General features: G+C 39.2%; 14 protein-coding genes. All 14 read right to left on the bottom strand.

Features of this window, described 5'->3' with window-relative positions; genetic code table 11:
- Nucleotides 1–16 precede the first annotated feature (16 nt).
- Nucleotides 17–1276 (bottom strand): MlaD family protein, encoded by a 1260-nt coding sequence (locus tag HMPREF1865_RS08795; protein ID WP_024061015.1) that lies wholly within the window; start codon nt 1274–1276, stop codon nt 17–19.
- On the bottom strand, nt 1276–2034 hold the full coding sequence (locus HMPREF1865_RS08790; RefSeq protein ID WP_004695454.1) for an ABC transporter ATP-binding protein: 759 nt from the start codon (nt 2032–2034) through the stop codon (nt 1276–1278). Before HMPREF1865_RS08790 ends, HMPREF1865_RS08795 begins: the two co-directional genes overlap by 1 nt.
- A 21-nt stretch (nt 2035–2055) precedes the next feature.
- Nucleotides 2056–2817, bottom strand: a complete 762-nt coding sequence (locus tag HMPREF1865_RS08785) for an MlaE family ABC transporter permease (RefSeq protein ID WP_004695453.1) — start codon at nt 2815–2817, stop codon at nt 2056–2058.
- A gap of 30 nt (nt 2818–2847) precedes the next feature.
- Entirely contained in the window at nt 2848–4830 is a 1983-nt protein-coding gene (locus HMPREF1865_RS08780; protein WP_004695451.1) for a SpoIVB peptidase S55 domain-containing protein, read from the bottom strand.
- 12 nt (nt 4831–4842) lie between these two features.
- Entirely contained in the window at nt 4843–5127 is a 285-nt protein-coding gene (locus tag HMPREF1865_RS08775) for a biotin/lipoyl-containing protein (RefSeq protein WP_004695449.1), read from the bottom strand.
- An 88-nt stretch (nt 5128–5215) separates the two neighbouring features.
- Complete coding sequence (locus HMPREF1865_RS08770; RefSeq protein WP_060919861.1) at nt 5216–6556, bottom strand: phosphodiester glycosidase family protein; 1341 nt, start codon at nt 6554–6556, stop codon at nt 5216–5218.
- A 241-nt stretch (nt 6557–6797) separates the two neighbouring features.
- Entirely contained in the window at nt 6798–8183 is a 1386-nt protein-coding gene (gene mreB, locus HMPREF1865_RS08765; RefSeq protein WP_060919860.1) for a rod shape-determining protein, read from the bottom strand.
- Nucleotides 8164–9429 carry a UDP-N-acetylglucosamine 1-carboxyvinyltransferase gene (murA, locus tag HMPREF1865_RS08760; RefSeq protein ID WP_060919859.1) on the bottom strand — a complete coding sequence of 422 codons (1266 nt, stop codon included), beginning with the start codon at nt 9427–9429 and terminating at the stop codon, nt 8164–8166. Before murA ends, mreB begins: the two co-directional genes overlap by 20 nt.
- A 201-nt stretch (nt 9430–9630) precedes the next feature.
- On the bottom strand, nt 9631–10593 hold the full coding sequence (glpX, locus tag HMPREF1865_RS08755) for a class II fructose-bisphosphatase (protein WP_004695442.1): 963 nt from the start codon (nt 10591–10593) through the stop codon (nt 9631–9633).
- A gap of 59 nt (nt 10594–10652) precedes the next feature.
- Nucleotides 10653–11297, bottom strand: coding sequence for a fructose-6-phosphate aldolase (gene fsa, locus HMPREF1865_RS08750; RefSeq protein WP_060919858.1), 645 nt, complete (start codon nt 11295–11297; stop codon nt 10653–10655).
- A gap of 13 nt (nt 11298–11310) precedes the next feature.
- Complete coding sequence (gene serS / locus HMPREF1865_RS08745) at nt 11311–12591, bottom strand: serine--tRNA ligase (protein WP_060919857.1); 1281 nt, start codon at nt 12589–12591, stop codon at nt 11311–11313.
- Nucleotides 12592–12716: 125 nt separating this feature from the next.
- Nucleotides 12717–13670: a cation diffusion facilitator family transporter gene (locus HMPREF1865_RS08740; RefSeq protein WP_060919856.1), complete on the bottom strand. Its 954-nt coding sequence runs from the start codon at nt 13668–13670 to the stop codon at nt 12717–12719.
- Nucleotides 13671–13912: 242 nt separating this feature from the next.
- Nucleotides 13913–15193, bottom strand: coding sequence for a guanine deaminase (gene guaD, locus HMPREF1865_RS08735; RefSeq protein ID WP_060919855.1), 1281 nt, complete (start codon nt 15191–15193; stop codon nt 13913–13915).
- Between the two features lie 101 nt (nt 15194–15294).
- Complete coding sequence (locus HMPREF1865_RS08730) at nt 15295–16638, bottom strand: NCS2 family permease (protein ID WP_060919854.1); 1344 nt, start codon at nt 16636–16638, stop codon at nt 15295–15297.
- Between the last annotated feature and the right edge of the window lie 149 nt (nt 16639–16787).

The following is a 16787-nucleotide window of genomic DNA, read 5'->3' as shown; positions in this document are numbered from 1 at the left end:
GTAAATGTGTTAGTCATTAGAATACTTGTTTAATACCGAAATAGGTACCTCCATTCGTAGAACTGAACGGTCTGGTCATTTGAATAACGCCATAGGTATCTTTATGCAAACGTATATCACTACGAATACGATATTTACGATGATTAAGGTCATATAGCGCGGCTGATAAGGACACAGGACCACGGAGGTTATAATCCACCCCAAGACCCAATTCACTTTCAAAAATACCACCACGCACTAACCATTTAGAACTAATAAATCGACCTGCATTCAGATCAAAAGTAGTATCATCACCCATATTAGAAAGGCCAATTTCAGCCATTCCTTTATTGTTAAAGGCACGTACTCTACCATTGACACGGAATTCATTATCCGTTGTGTTATACAACAAATCTACAGATGGTTCAATCTTGGTAGATGACTTTTTTTCAGTCATACCAACCTCTACACTATTTCCATTTACATCCGTTTGGTACGCCTTTCCGCCCATCAATTTATTGATGCGAGCTGAAATCTGTGCCGTATTATGTAAAGTCTCCTTAATATTTTCTTGTGCTTTAGGATCTGTTACAGTTGATTCCATGGTACGAGCCATATTATCTACACGATCAGTAGTTTGTTTTAAATTAGTTAAAATAGCACGCATATCATTGCCTGCATTACCATCAGCATTAAACTGTTGTGCTGCTTGATTTAGCTGAGCCGTTACATCCGCCATATTTTGTGTAATAGCTACCGCATTATCAGCCATCACAGCTGTAGATTGCAAAGAATATTTAAGTGCACTTTGAGTTGCAGGATCACCAATAATACTATTAATAGACTGTAGCATCTTCTCAGTACCATCCATTAATTTTTGTGCACTCTGCATGGCCTTATCCACAGCATCAACGCCTTCACCTTTAACGGAGTCACCATCTTGTAAATATACTTTAGACTGTCCTGGTGAAATTTGAATAAATTTATCACCTAAAAAACCATCTGACCCCAAGGAAAAGATCGAGTCACTTGGAATCTGCGTTTTTTCATCAAGTTTCATCTTAACCACAACGCCACGCGGTGTAATTTCAATATCAGAAACAGTCCCGATAGCCACGCCGGAAAATTTAACCTGATTCCCATTTTTTAGGCCATTTACTTGAGTGAAATCACCTGTAATTGTCATTTGCGGTTTAGCCCATATATCGATACGGCCTACAAATAGTATGCCTGCAATGAATAGAACTATACCTATTATTGTAAAAGCCCCTACCTTGGCCTCCGTCGTCCACTTCATTATATATCTCCCATCGCAGATTCGTTAATCGGCTCTGCTTCACCATGAATAAATTGTTGTACCTTCTTATTTGTAGAATTCTTAAATTCTATTGTATCAGAAATTTCTACAAAATGCCCCTGATCGAGTAAAGCTATGCGGTCAGCAACATAGAATGCTGACTGCATATCATGTGTTACCACGATAGAAGTACAACCAAGCCGATTCTGCATTCCCTTAATTAGCATACTAATCGTACCTGATGTAATAGGATCTAACCCTGATGAAGGTTCATCATAAAGAATTAAGCTCGGATCTAGTGCTATAGCACGAGCTAAGCTAACCCGCTTTTTCATACCACCAGATAACTCATTAGGCATATAGGACTCATATCCCTTTAAACCAACCCAATCGAGTCTTTCTGCCACAATGCGTTTGATTTCGTCATCCTTTAACTTCGTATGTTGACGCAAACCAAAAGCTACGTTCTCACCTACCGACATAGAATCAAACAAAGCTGAATATTGGAATACCATCCCCATTTTTCTTCGTACCGTATTAAATTCATCTTCAGATAATGTAGTTATATCTGTGCCATCTACGATAATCTGCCCTGATGTAGGACGTTGTAAACCTATTAATAAGCGAAGTAATGTACTTTTACCACTACCACTGCCGCCTAATATAACTAACGTCTCCCCATCATTAATAGTGAGATTAACAGAGTCTAAAATCACACGTGACTCGTAGGCAACTACAACATTGCGTAGTTCAATCATAAATCCCTCTAAAAATATCCACTAAAATAACAATGTAGATAAAAAGTAATTTAATACAAATACTAGAATAATACTAGTTACTACAGAACTAGTAGTGGAAAAACCAACAGCTTCTGCGCCCATTTTAGTTTCCATGCCCTTATAAGCACCTACCAATGCAATGACAGCACCAAACACACTAGACTTTATAAGTCCTAAGGTGAAGTCTGAAATGGTAGAAAACATTTGAATAGAGTCTAAATATGTACTAGGCGCCAAACCCTTGATAACAGTGGCTACAAAGTAACCACCGGCAATACCGATAACAACACCATAAAATGCCAAAATTGGCACCATAATCATACACGCTACTACACGCGGTACCACGAGGTAACCAACAGGATCAACAGCCATAACACGTAGGGCATCAATTTGTTCTGTTACCTTCATTGTACCAATTTCAGCCGTGATAGCTGCGCCAACACGGCCGGCTAATACTACACCAACTAAGATAGGGCCCAATTCACGGCCCATAGCTACAGCCATAAGGCCACCTACTGTACTTTGAGCACCATAGGTAATGAGTACATCTGTAATCTGTAAGGTCATAACGGCACCAGCAAAGAGTAGAGTTAAGCTAATAATAGGCAAGGAGTCTACCCCTAAGTGAGCCATCTGTTGAAATACATGCCACAGATTAATCATTTTTAATTGTTTTATTGTTTGCCACACTAATAATGTAGCACTACCCATCTGCGATAAGCCGTTTATGACGACTCGACCTATCGATTCTAGCCAACTCAACAGTCTATCCCTTTCCCTTACAGTTTCAACTTATTCAGCTGTATTTGTTCCACCAGCATTAGCCTCATCTTTTTTATTAGTCTCTTTCGACTCTTTTTTAGAATCCTTTTTAGACTCAGCTTTATCCGTTTTATCTTTTTTAGATTGATCTTCCAATTCTAACTTGCGTTCCATCTTAATCTGATGTTTCGCTTCTTTGACACGTTTTGCTAATTCTTTATCCCGATCAGCAGGCTTCATTACATGAATCGTAAATTGACCATCACCTTGCACAATGTACTCAGTATCAACAGCAGTCTTTTCAGGTTTCTTTTCATCATCCTTACTAGAACTCAAATCTTCTTGACCTGTTTTTTTCTTTACATCCCCTGGCATAGGTTTTGATTCCACATCTTTAAGCTTAGCCTTTTTAACAGATTGAGAGCCATCTTCATCAACTAAACTGATGCCATCTTCCAAAAATTCTACAACGATTTGATTATTTGTATCTGTCTTTTGAATTTCATCATAAAGCTCATCAAAATCTTTATGAACTTTCAAACGGCGTAAAATTTCATCTGTTAAATTATATTTCTGTTTTTCCAATACGTATGGCAATGGAATCTCGCCACCGCCACGCACCTCTAAGGTATACTTACCAATAGCTTGATCTTCAGGTACCTTAAAGAAAATTTGTTTAATAACCTTTTCACCGCGGAACGGCTCTAATGTTACATCTACTACGATAGTATCCCCAGGAGAAACTACAGTAGACGAAGCAGAAGCATCGATAAGCTTTGCTGTTTTCTTATCTTGCGTTACGTTTGTTTCAACCGAAATATCCGAAATTTCATAGTTGATGAATCGATTGTTCATAAGAACATCAATGACATTATAAAATTCATCAACTGCTTTTTCACTAATGGAATCAGAGCTGTAGAACATATTTGTCCGCGTTAATGGCTTATGTTCTTTCCCTTTTGGCGTAATAGTATAAGAAATTGTAGCCGTACCAGAGCCACTGCGATCCAATGTTTTATTCAACATATTGTATAAGGCTGTAGCTGCTAAAGTTGGTGTCATTTCACCATCTTCAATAACCTTGACGGAACTAGTTCTATCACGGCCCATATCAATATCCTTTAAATGGAATCGCAATGGAATACCTGGCGAAATCACGCCTGATACACCTGCAATACCGGCACCTCTATCTTCAGTAACAGAACCAATCTCTTTACCCATAGAGCCAAGCTTAAAGGCAGCATTATAGCTTTTTACAACGGTAAAGATACTTGCATTGTGCATAAAATAGTTAGAAGAGCCATGTTTTAAGAATGGATGACCAAAGGCAACAACCTTTTCACCATCTACATGAGTAACAGTACCAATAGCGCCCAATTTAAGGTCACCATCAACTAGCAAAGCCGCTACCGAGCCACCAGCTTCTAAAGGTTTTGCAATTTCATCACCACTAGCACTTGCGGTGTCATATGTTTCATATTTATATTGTGGTAACTTCGATTTAAAGTATTCCATTGATGCCGCATCGAAGCCATACGCCATAAGTGGAGTACCTAAAGGAATCAATTGTGTATCATCCCAAGGTTTAGATAAGTTTTTCTCATATGGTATATTCCATAGTTTGACCATATCCTCAATAGGAGTAATCATACCTATCGTACCATCCGCAAACCCCCAGCCATAAGCAACAGCCCCAACGAGTTTACCATTTATATATACAGGGCTACCACTCATACCATGCGCAATGCCACCAGTTTGATCCATAACGGGTCCGGAAAACTTGGCTAAAATAAGATGACCAGATGGTCCCTTATCCTTCATGACACCCAGTACCTTTACATCAAAGGTGGAAATAGTATCCCCTACGATTACAGTTTTTGCAATACCTTCCATACCTGTTGTTACATCATTGACAGGCATAAAATCAATAGCCTGTGCAGTTGTAAGTGAAGTACAGAAGAAAAGCGCCAGTATCGCTTTTCTATACCGACGCCAAGAATGAGAAAACTTCATTCCTTCTCTCCTTTATTTACTTTCTACAGTGACAACGATTTGATCACGAGAAACGTCTGAACCCACTGTAACATTAACCGCCGTTACAGTACCAGTTACAGTAGATTTAGCAGCAGCCATAGGACCAGCCAATGTCTCTACAGTCACCAATGTTTGGCCTTCTGTTACAGAAGTACCAACAGAAACTGTAGAAGCAACTTTACCTGTTAATACACTTTGGTATGATACAGGGGCCGCCATTACAGAGCTAACACTTAAAATGCCTAATGCAGCTAAAGCTAACACTACTCTTTTCATAACGATCCCTCCTTTTACAAAATTAGTTATGTATTTATAGTATACTAAATTATTAGTAATATTTCAAACAGAATTGTATGCAACGAATCTATTTTATGATTACTATATCCTCATAACTCATAGGTGCAGAAGATTTGTGTACATAATTATCATTGATGACTATATCAATGCTACCTTGATTTGATAATTCAGCGCCATCAACAACACCTAATTTAGACAATAACTGAGCTCCTTCTTTTTGAGTCACACCTACAGATTGAAGTTCGGATTTATCAACTGTTAGCACAACTAAATCATGTTCCTTTGTGGTTCCAATGAAGCTACGACCTTTGTTATTAGATTCATCAGCACCTACATAGCGACCGCCTTTCATCACCATAGTGCCCACTTCTAAACTAGCTCCACCGATAGTACTAACTTGAGCAAGTTCTTCTCTATTTTGAATCGTAATAGGTGTTCCAACTTTTAATTTACGTAAAGCACTTCCAGATTCGCCATGACCAGACAATACGTATTGGTTTTCCCCAATTTTAGAATTTCCCTTTTGTTTACTAATAACCTTGCCATTAGCTACAGTCACTTCATAACCATATTCATTGGTCTTTGTAGAAGGACCATAAGTTGACGTATAAAGGGTCAATGCATTCTCTTTACGAACCGTATCAACGGAGGTGATTACAAAACTCTCATTCTTTGTTTTAGCTTGAAGCAAAGGTTTTTTCTCTTCTATAAAGTATCCTCTATTAGGCGTATATCGTAACGTACCACAATTAGAAATACGCTCTAAATCAATGGCTCCATCACTCGCCACTGAGTAAGGTCGTTCAAAACTGCCTCCTTTTACCTTTGCTCCAATGATAGCTGTATGAGCTTGAGTGACAGAAGATAATGGTTTACCTTCTGGAACATGCGCCACCACCATAGGTGAATCATTATCTACGGTCAATGCAAAGGCTTGAATTTTCCCTTCAGCTACGGTGTTATTAATTTTGCTATACGTTACAGATTTATTTACATCTTTTGTAGTCTGTTGTGCATAGCCAGAAAATAAATCCACTACTATACGCGAAGGCTTTTCTAATGCAAACTCATGATGTTGTACATCCTTATTCGCTGTTAATGTTACTCGTAAGGCCCCATTAACCGGTTGTAAGCCAATGCCTTTAAGAACTCCCGTTTTTTTATCATTTTGTGATATGGGGCCAGTTAAACCATTTGTAGTACCCCCTAAGTTCAATGTAAGAGCATGTGTTTCTTCATTATAGGATTGAGTCCAAGATACAGGCATTTCAGATACATCTAAAACAATTCGGCTTGTACCTTCATGATTAGATACGCGCACCCCTGTTAAATTACCGGCCTCAGCATGAGGAACGGTACTACCCAGTAGACCTAAAACAGCAAAAGTCATATACAGATATCGTTTCATCTTTAATTCCTCTATAGCTACAAACCATAATAATGGCCTTATATCATTACATCAATTTTACGCAATATACTTTTACTATAGTATACAGCATAAAGATGAAAAATTCAAAAAATAAACGAAAAACGAGGTTACAGTCTAAAGATACTCCATACATAAAATAGAATAACTGTAGACCATAACCTCGTCAATTTAAGCTTACATCATCATGGTATATTATTGTAACTATATTATTGTAACTATATTATTGTAACTCATCTAATGTATCACGAAGCTGTGACATTTCATCTAAAGCCTTTGCAACACCTTTAATTACTGCATATCTTGGAGATTCTACAAGGTATGCCGCGATTCCAATAGAACGTGTAATAACACGGTCTAATCCATCGATGAGCGCGCCACCACCAGTAAGAATGATACCATGATCATTGATAGCGGCCACAAGTTCTGGTGGAGTTTTCTCTAGAATGGACTTAACGCCTTCCAAAACATTCATCACTTGTGCTTCTAGAGCACGTTGAATCTCTAAAGAATTCACCGCAACCATCTTTGGTAATCCAGAACTTGCATCTCGTCCTCGTACCTCAATCGTACGCTCCTTTGCACGACGATCCACAGTCCCTACAGAAATTTTAATTTTCTCTGCCGTTAGCGGACCAATAACGAGGCGCTTCTTACGGCGGATATAACGGATAATAGATTCGTTAAAAGAATCTCCACCGATACGAAGTGATTCACTTACAACCACACCCGTATCACAAAGAACGGCAATATCCGTAGTGCCACCGCCAACATCGACAACCATCGCCCCTACGTGCTTAGCATCATTGAGACCAGTCCCCATAGCAGCAGCCAATGGCTCTTCAATAAGGACTGTCTTTTTTGCACCGGTTCTGAGTAAGGCCTCTAAAATGGCGCGTTTCTCTACAGGTGTAATGCCTGATGGCACGCATACGATAATACGCGTCTTCATCAATCTAGAAGCAGGTACAACGGAGCGAATAAAGTACTTCAACATGAATTCTGTCATATCATAATCTGCAATAACGCCCGCTTGAACTGGACGGATGACGGAAATCCCTTTTGGAGTACGGCCTACCATAGAACGTGCAGCCTCACCTAAAGCAAGAATATCACCGGTTTTATCATCCCGTGCAATATACGCAGGTTCATCTAATACCAAGCCTTTACCCTTCGCAAAAATGAGGATATTTGCAGTCCCTAAATCAATTCCCAAATCGAAGTTTAAGGATCGATTCAAACGACTCATAAAATCTCCAACTTGCTCAGGTCGAACTAAACGTTTTAATGTCATGGCTGGCGTTGTTTTAGCAATCGCTACAGTCTCACGACTACGTCGTTCAGCACGGCGCATTTTTGTAACTTTAATCATGGTCTCGCGCATATTGGAGGCCAAATGATTAGCTTGCTTTGCCACGCCATTTGAAAGCTTAGTAGACTTACGTTTTGTCCTTCTCAATGGTTTACGTGTAGTACTCGCTTTCGAATTCTCAACCTTTGTAGCACCTAAGTTCTGTTGCTCGTTGTATAAAGCCGGCCCTTTAGAGCGCCGGCTTCTTTTCTTTTTATTTTGTTTTGGCTGTGTACTCTTATTCGTCAACCCGAACAATATCAGCACCTAACCTTTGCAATTTACCTACAAAATCATCATAACCTCGGTCAATATGATGTAAACGACCGACTTCTGTTCTACCTTCCGCAGTCAATGCAGCGCATACCAGCGCCGCTCCAGCACGCAGGTCAGTAGCATTCACTATAGCCCCGTGTAAGCTTGGCATACCTTCGACAATAGCTTGACGATTATCGATGTCAATATGCGCCCCCATTTTACGAAGTTCAGCAACATGCATAAAACGATTTTCAAATACAGTTTCTGTTACTGTACTAGTGCCTTCCGCAATCGTGGTAAGAGCCATGAATTGAGCTTGCATATCTGTTGGGAATCCAGGGTATGGCAAGGTTTTAATATCGACAGCTTTAATGCCTTTACCACTACTGATAACGCGAATGCCGTCGATTTCTTCCTCTACTGTTACACCAGCTTCCTTTAATTTAGCCACTACTGGTTTTAGATGTTCTGGCAATGCATTTTCTACGAATACATCACCACCTGCCATAGCAGCAGCGATTAAATATGTACCAGCTTCAATGCGATCAGGAATAACTGTATGAATAGCACCGTGTAATTGAGGTACACCTTCAATACGAATCACATTTGTACCAGCTCCGCGAATATTAGCACCCATAGCATTTAAGAATGTAGCTAAATCAACAATTTCAGGCTCTTCTGCAGCATTTTCGATAACGGTTTTACCTTCCGCCATAGAAGCAGCCATAATTACATTCTCTGTAGCCCCCACACTTGGGAAATCCAAATAAATTTGAGTCCCTTTAAGTCCTTCCGGAGCATGAGCATATACATAATCTTCAGTAATTTCAATTTTTGCACCTAATGCTTCAAATGCTTTTAAATGAAGATCAATGGGACGTGCACCGATAGCACATCCACCAGGCATTGAGATTTTAGCCTCCCCTTTACGAGCCAAAAGTGGACCCATGACAAGGAAGGATGCACGCATTTTACGCACAAGTTCATAAGGAGCTTCCGTAGCAGTCAATGTAGAAGCATCGAAAACAATTTCACCATCTGCATTATTACGAGTGATTTTAACCCCCAAAGACTCGATAACTTGGCAAATCGTGCCTACATCTTCTAAATTTGGAATTTCAAGCAATTTACTAGGCGTTGATGCTAGCAAAGTACCGGCAATAATAGGGAGTACTGCATTTTTAGCACTACTAACACGTACACATCCTTCCAATCGATTGCCACCTTGAATGATTAACTTTTCCAACAGAATTCCTCCTACACTTTATATCGTTCATCTTGTATAAGCTACAAGACCTTGTATTTATAACGTCATATACTAAATGTTATTATACTATTTTTCGATATATCTCATCAAGAGAATGAGAGAAAATACAAAGAAAAAAAAGCCCTGAATATATCTCAAAAATTTATGTCCAATTTTTGAGTATATTTCAGGGCTTTATTCTTATTTAGCTTTTAATGTTTTAAGTTTATGATCCATATGCACTGTATCAAGGAAACGAACCGTACCAGTTTTAGACCGCATCACAATAGTATGTGTACGCGCACCACCTGGGAAATATTGAATTGGATTTAATAAGTTACCACGTGTAATGGCAGTAGCCGCAAAGATAACATCATCAGTACGAACTAAATCATTTAATGTGAGCACTTGGTTTACATCGGCAATGCCCATTTCATGGCAACGACGAATTTCTTCTTCCGTTTCTGGTTTTAAGCGAGCTTGCATATCGCCGCCTACACATTTTAAGGCTGCAGCCGCTAATACACCTTCAGGTGCACCACCAGTACCTACAACCATGTGCACCCCAGAACCTTCGATACAACATTCCATAGCTGGATTAACATCACCATCAGAAATGAGCATAATACGAGCCCCTACTTCACGAGCCTCTTTCATCAAGCCTTGATGACGCTCACGATCAAGCATAACCAACGTGATTTCATCTACATTACGTTCCATTTTAGCCGCTACATTTTTGATATTTTCGGTCAAAGATTTCGTAATATCGATAGCACCTGCACCTCGAGGACCAACACAAAGTTTCTCCATGTACATATCCGGTGCATGTAACAAGCCACCTTTTTCTGCAATCGCCATAACTGCAATAGCACCATTTTGACCTTTAGCAATCAAGTTTGTCCCTTCAATAGGATCAACAGCGATATCTACTTCTGGTCCGCCAGCACCTACGTGTTCTCCGATATAAAGCATAGGAGCTTCATCAATTTCGCCTTCTCCGATAACCACAGTACCAGAAATGCGAACAGAATCAAACGCTTGACGCATAGCATCTACAGCAAGACCATCGGCTGCATCCTTTTGCCCACGGCCAAGCAAACGACCGCTACGCAAAGCTGCGGCTTCAACGACACGAGCAAATTCCAAAGATAATGTACGATCCATAATGGGCCTCCTTATAAGTCCTCTATGTATTGATATGACTCTTACCTAGAGTCTCTAACTTATTGATTAGCTTGTTTCCAATCTTCCATAAATTTTGCAAGTCCTGCATCAGTCAACGGATGTTTCATAGCTTGCATGAGTACTTTAAATGGAACAGTTGCAATATGAGCACCTGCTTTAGCACATTGAATAATATGCAGCGGAGTTCTCACACTTGCAGCAATAATTTCAGTTTCAATTTCATGAATAGCGAAAATATCTGCAATATCTTGAATCAATGTAAGACCATCCATGCTGATATCATCAATACGACCCACAAATGGACTCACATAACTTGCACCTGCACGAGCAGCTAATAACGCTTGGTTTGCAGAAAAAATCAAAGTCACATTCGTTTTAATGCCTTCTTTGCTCAAAACAGCAACGGCTTTAAGGCCTTCTGGAGTCATAGGAACTTTAATAACCACATTAGAGCCTAATTTCACAAGGTCATGTGCTTCCGCCACCATGCCTTCAGCATCAGAGGAAATAACCTCTGCGCTAACAGGTCCATCAACAAGGTTTGCAATTTCAGAAATAACTTGTTTCAAATCGCGTTTAGCTTTCACGATAAGCGATGGGTTTGTAGTTACGCCATCAATAAAACCAAAGTCATAGGCCTCTTTAATCTCATCAAATTCTGCTGTATCAATAAAGAATCTCATAAAATGCCCCCTCTTATTTAGCAGGTGAAATCACTTCAACGCTACCCATGTATGGCACGAGAACTTTTGGAATTATAACGGACCCATCGGCTTGTTGATAGTTTTCCAAGATAGCAGCTACTGTACGCCCTACTGCAAGGCCAGATCCATTTAATGTATGAACGAATTCCGGTTTACCCTTAGGTCCACGACGGAATTTAATATTAGCACGACGAGCTTGGAAATCAGTCATATTGGAGCAAGAGGAAATTTCTCTATACTTGCCTTGTGCAGGCATCCACACCTCTACATCATAGGTTTTAGCAGAACCAAAGCCCATATCACCTGTGCACAGAGTGATAACACGGAACGGTAATTCTAATAAGCGCAATACTTCTTCTGCATTATCTGTTAATGTTTCTAATTCTTTGAAAGAATCTTCTGGTTTAGCTAATTTAACCATTTCAACTTTGTTAAATTGATGTTGTCGAATAAGGCCACGAGTATCACGCCCCGCGGAACCCGCTTCAGCACGGAAACATGCGGTGAATGCAGTATAGTATTTAGGCAATTCCTCTTCGCTCAAAATTTCGCCACCGTGATAATTAGTCAATGTAACCTCAGCAGTTGGAATCAAGAAATATTCCGTTCCCTCTACATGGTACATATCTTCAGCAAATTTAGGCAATTGCCCAGTGCCCGTTAAAGTTTCACGCGTTACCATATATGGAGTCATCATTTCAGTATAGCCATGTTTATCTACATGAAGATCCACCATGAAGTTGATAAGAGCACGTTCCAAACGAGCCCCTAACCCCTTATACACAGTAAATCGAGCTCCACTCATTTTGCCTGCACGGTTGAAATCAAGGATATCGAGGCTTTCACCTAAATCCCAATGAGCCTGTACATCAAAATTAAATTGACGTGGTTCGCCCCATTTGCGTTGCTCCACATTTTCATCTTCATCGGCACCTACAGGAACAGATGCATCACACATATTTGGCAACATCAATGCCGCATCGCGCAATTTTGTTTCCACTTCGCGAATACGGTTATCAAGCTCAGTAATCTCATCGCCTACTTTTTTCATTTCTTTGATTTTTTCATCAGCATTTTCTTTGTTGCGTTTTAATTTGCTAATTTCTTCTGTTACAGAATTGCGAAGCGCTTTTAATTCTTCTACTTGGCCGATCAATTGACGACGTTCATCATAAGCGGATACAAAGGTTTTCAGATCGCCTTTTGTATGACGATTATCTAAATTTTGTTGCACTAAATCAATATTTTCACGGACAAATTTTAAATCTAACATACTATAAACCTCATTTTCCAACTATGTTACGCACAATATATTCAATACGTTTAAGTATACCATATATTGGTGTATTTATCATTAAATTATGTGCTATATACTAGACTTCTCATCAATATTTTATATTATTCATCCTCTTCTTCATCTAGCAAATAATCTTTTGCCATCCATTTACGCGTGCCTGTAAAAGAAATGGTCACCCATTTTTCCGTTGGGTTACCGCCGATTTCTTGGTCAATTTCATTGCGAATAGCATCAATTTCAGCAATGGTTTGATATGGAAAACTTTTAGGAACTAAAATATCAATTTCAATGATTCGAGTATTGCCGTATACTTGCACGCTCGTCACATAATCTTTAAAATTATACTTTTCCATAAAGCGATCCATAATTTCTTGCACTTCATTATGCAATGAAGTCGGTGCCCATCCCAATATTTGTTTCATGGATGGCACAATGATACGAAATGCAGAGGGTATCATCTGTACCGCTAAAATAATTAATACAATAGGGTCAATATAAGTAGCCCATCTAGCATATTCAGTACCTTCTAGCATAGTAGCTACAACGAAACTAATCAAGATAGCCGCTTCTAACAAAGCATCGACATACCAGCTTACATTATCAAATTTAATCAAGTTAGACTGTAAACTTTTATTAATACGACCTACATAAAGATAGTAAGCAGTATCTGCAACAGTAAAGAATATAGCATAGAAAATAGCTGGTCCGAAGTCTACGTGACGTCCACCAGATAAAAGATCTGTAATCCCACTAGATAAGGCATAAATTACTATGAGAAGAATAAAAAAGCCCTCCACGGCGAGCACCAGAGGTTCAAATTGCCAAAAACCGAATTGGAATCGCTTACTCGTTTCTCTAGCAACTAACTTAGCTGTCATAAGCATCATAATCTTAATAACAACATCAACGAAAGAAAATACCCCATCTAACAACACTGCACTAGATCCTGTCACAATCCCCATTACAGTACCGCTCACCGCAACTAGCGCCATCAAAGCAACAGATTGCATTAGTAGCTTTTGTTCAATAGAGCGTCTTGCTCCTAATATATCCATTAAGACCCCCACTTTCTTAATTTGTACATTTTTTTATTATACACCAAGTGAATTGATGAGCAAAATCGCCCTGTTCAATAATATAAACAGGAAGCCTATAAAACCTACCATAAACCATAATCAAAAGTTTATCTAACACCTCGGTCAGTTTCTGAAAGAGGCACCAAAAAGCAGCTAGTTTAAAGGGTATACAAACTAGCTGCTTTAAATATATCAGTATTTTTTTCTGTAAGATATAAACTTTACCCTTTTGGACTCGGAACTACGCGACCAGCCACATAGCGTTCAATAATATGGCGATCATCCCCTACATATAGCCAGCGCTCTAAACGCTCTTCCAAAGAACGTTCATTTGGGTCGAATAGGGACGTATCATCGATAATAAGGGCATCTAATTCATAGCCTTTTTCAAAGCTTCCAACGTGGCCAAAAAATTGTCCACCACCCTTGGTAGCCATATAGAAGGCTTCACTTAGGGTGAGCGGTGCATAGTTTGGGTCTACTTCAGCCCATTTCATTTTCGATAAACCAATAGCTTCAGTAAGGACCTTTGCCATCGATACAATATGTCCACCAGAAATATCGGAGCCTAAACCAATTGGTATATTCCGCTCAATCAGCTTACGAATCGGTGCAATTCCGCTAGAAAGATTTACATTCGAATATGGACAATGAGATACCATGGTCTGCGTTTCAGCCATGCGATCCATTTCTACGTCACTCAAATGAATGCAATGGGCCATTACAGTTGGCACGGTACCCATCAAATGATGTTCATAGTACACATCTGTATAGTTTGACGACTCAGGATGTAATGATGCGACCCAATCAATTTCGCCGTGATTTTCCGACAAATGAGATTGAACAGGAACATCGTATTCTTTCGCTAATTTAGCAAGTCCTGTCATGAGTTCACTCGTACAAGATGGTACAAAGCGCGGTGTAATAATAGGTTTAACTAAAGGTCCAAATTGAGCTGATGCATCTAACCATACTTTAGTATCAGCTAATGATTGATTCGTTTCTTCAATCAAAAATTCCGGACTATTACGGTCCATGTTTACCTTGCCCACATAAGCTGACAATCCTGCTTTTTGTAAAAGCTCCATCAACACCAATGTACTGTCTTTATGGATTGTGCCAAACAAAATACTTCTCGTCGTACCATTGCGCCATAAATCGTGAACAAAAGCACCATATACTAGACGAGCATAGTCAGGATCAATAAATTTTGCCTCTTCAGGAAATGTATAAGTTTCAAGCCATGGTAACAGTTCCTTATCCATACCAAGTCCACGATTACAATATTGTGGTGCATGCGCATGAGTATCCACAAAACCAGGAATAATGAGATTATCACCGTAATCAACAACATCATACTCTGTATAAACTGTAGGAATACTTTCACCACAATGAACAATCACCCCATCTACAGCAATAACATAACCCTGTTGAATAGATACAAGTGCTGATGGATTCGGTGTATATAATATATTTCCTTTTAAAATAATCGTTGAATTCATATAACCTCCTCGCGTGATTAGAGCCCTAAAGTACTGCGCCCATATACTACGCTAGATTTTCGTTTAATAGACTATGCTATATGATTCATAGTATATGCTATTTAAATAGCAAAGTGAATGATGAACGCCACGGTCATGATGTACATAATAGGATGAATTTCATGATGACGACCTGTGGCCAATTTAATTAATGTATAAGAAATAAAACCAAAGGATAAACCTTGAGCAATACTAAATGTTAATGGCATAAGAAGAATTGTTAAGAACGCAGGCAATGCTTCCGTGAAATCAGTAAAATCAATATGCGTTACCTCACTCATCATAAATACGCCAATAGTAATCAGTACAGGTGCAGTCGCTTGTACCGGTACCAATAAGAACAATGGTGCAAAGAATAAAGATACCAAGTATAAAAGGCCAGTTACTACTGCCGTAAGACCTGTGCGACCACCATCAGCAACGGCTGCCGCACTTTCAATATAAGAAGTAACTGTAGAGGTACCTACAACGGCACCTGCTGCGGCACCAATAGACGTACATAGCAAGGCACGATTCAAACCTTCAAATTTCCCTTCTTCATTTACTAAGTTTGCTTTTCTCGTTACACCAATCAATGTACCGATATTATCGAACATATCCACAATAGTAATGGAGAAGATAATGGAGAAAAAGCCATACCCAATAGCACTCATTACATCAAGTTGACCAAATGTGTCTACTGGAAATGGTGGTACCAAGTTAAAGATATCCGAACTAGATATAGGAACCTTAGTCAAACCTAACACCATAGCCAAAATCGTAGTGAAGGCCATACCAATTAACAATCCACCCTTAATCTGCTTAGCTAATAAAATACTTGTAATAAACAAGCCTAACAATGTTAATAGTACTGCAGGATCTTTCATGTTCCCAAGGGTTACAAATGTAGCATTATCAGAAATAATTATATGAGCATTTTTAAAGCCAATAAAGGCAACGAATAAACCAATACCTACGCCAATAGAGGTTTTCAGCACTTGTGGAATACCATCTACTATTTTATTAAGAACTTTAGTAACTGTTAAAATAACAAAAACTGTACCGGAAATAAAAACGGCACCTAATGCAGTTTGCCAACTAAGGCCCATAGCACCACAAATGGTATACGAGAAAAATGCACTTAGGCCAAGTCCAGGTGCTACGATAACCGGAACATTAGCGACAAAACCTATTAGCATTGTCGCAAAGGCAGTTGTTAAAATTACAGCCGCTACAGCACTACCATGAGGCATTCCTGATACAGATAATAGATTGGGTATTACTGCCAGAATGTATACTGATGCAATAAACATTGTAATACCCGCAAAAATCTCAGTCTTTACTGATGTTCCATGTTTGGTTAACTTGAAAAACCGATCAAGACAACCATTGGCTTGATTACCTCTTTCATAATCCATTGAACTCATCGCACTTACCTCCTAAACTTTTAGAAATATAAATTTAGTTAAATAAAAAACGGCTACAAGAGCATCATAAATAAGCTCTTGTAGCCGTAAATCTCGGTTCACGCTAGAGAGACTTGACCCATCCCGTCAAGGTTATACAAGGTATGTAG

The sequence above is a fragment of the Veillonella parvula genome (genome assembly GCF_001553335.1).
Classification (GTDB): Bacteria; Bacillota; Negativicutes; order Veillonellales; family Veillonellaceae; genus Veillonella; species Veillonella parvula_S.
Note: the sequence above shows the minus strand (reverse complement) of the source record. Positions and strands in the feature narration are given on the sequence as shown.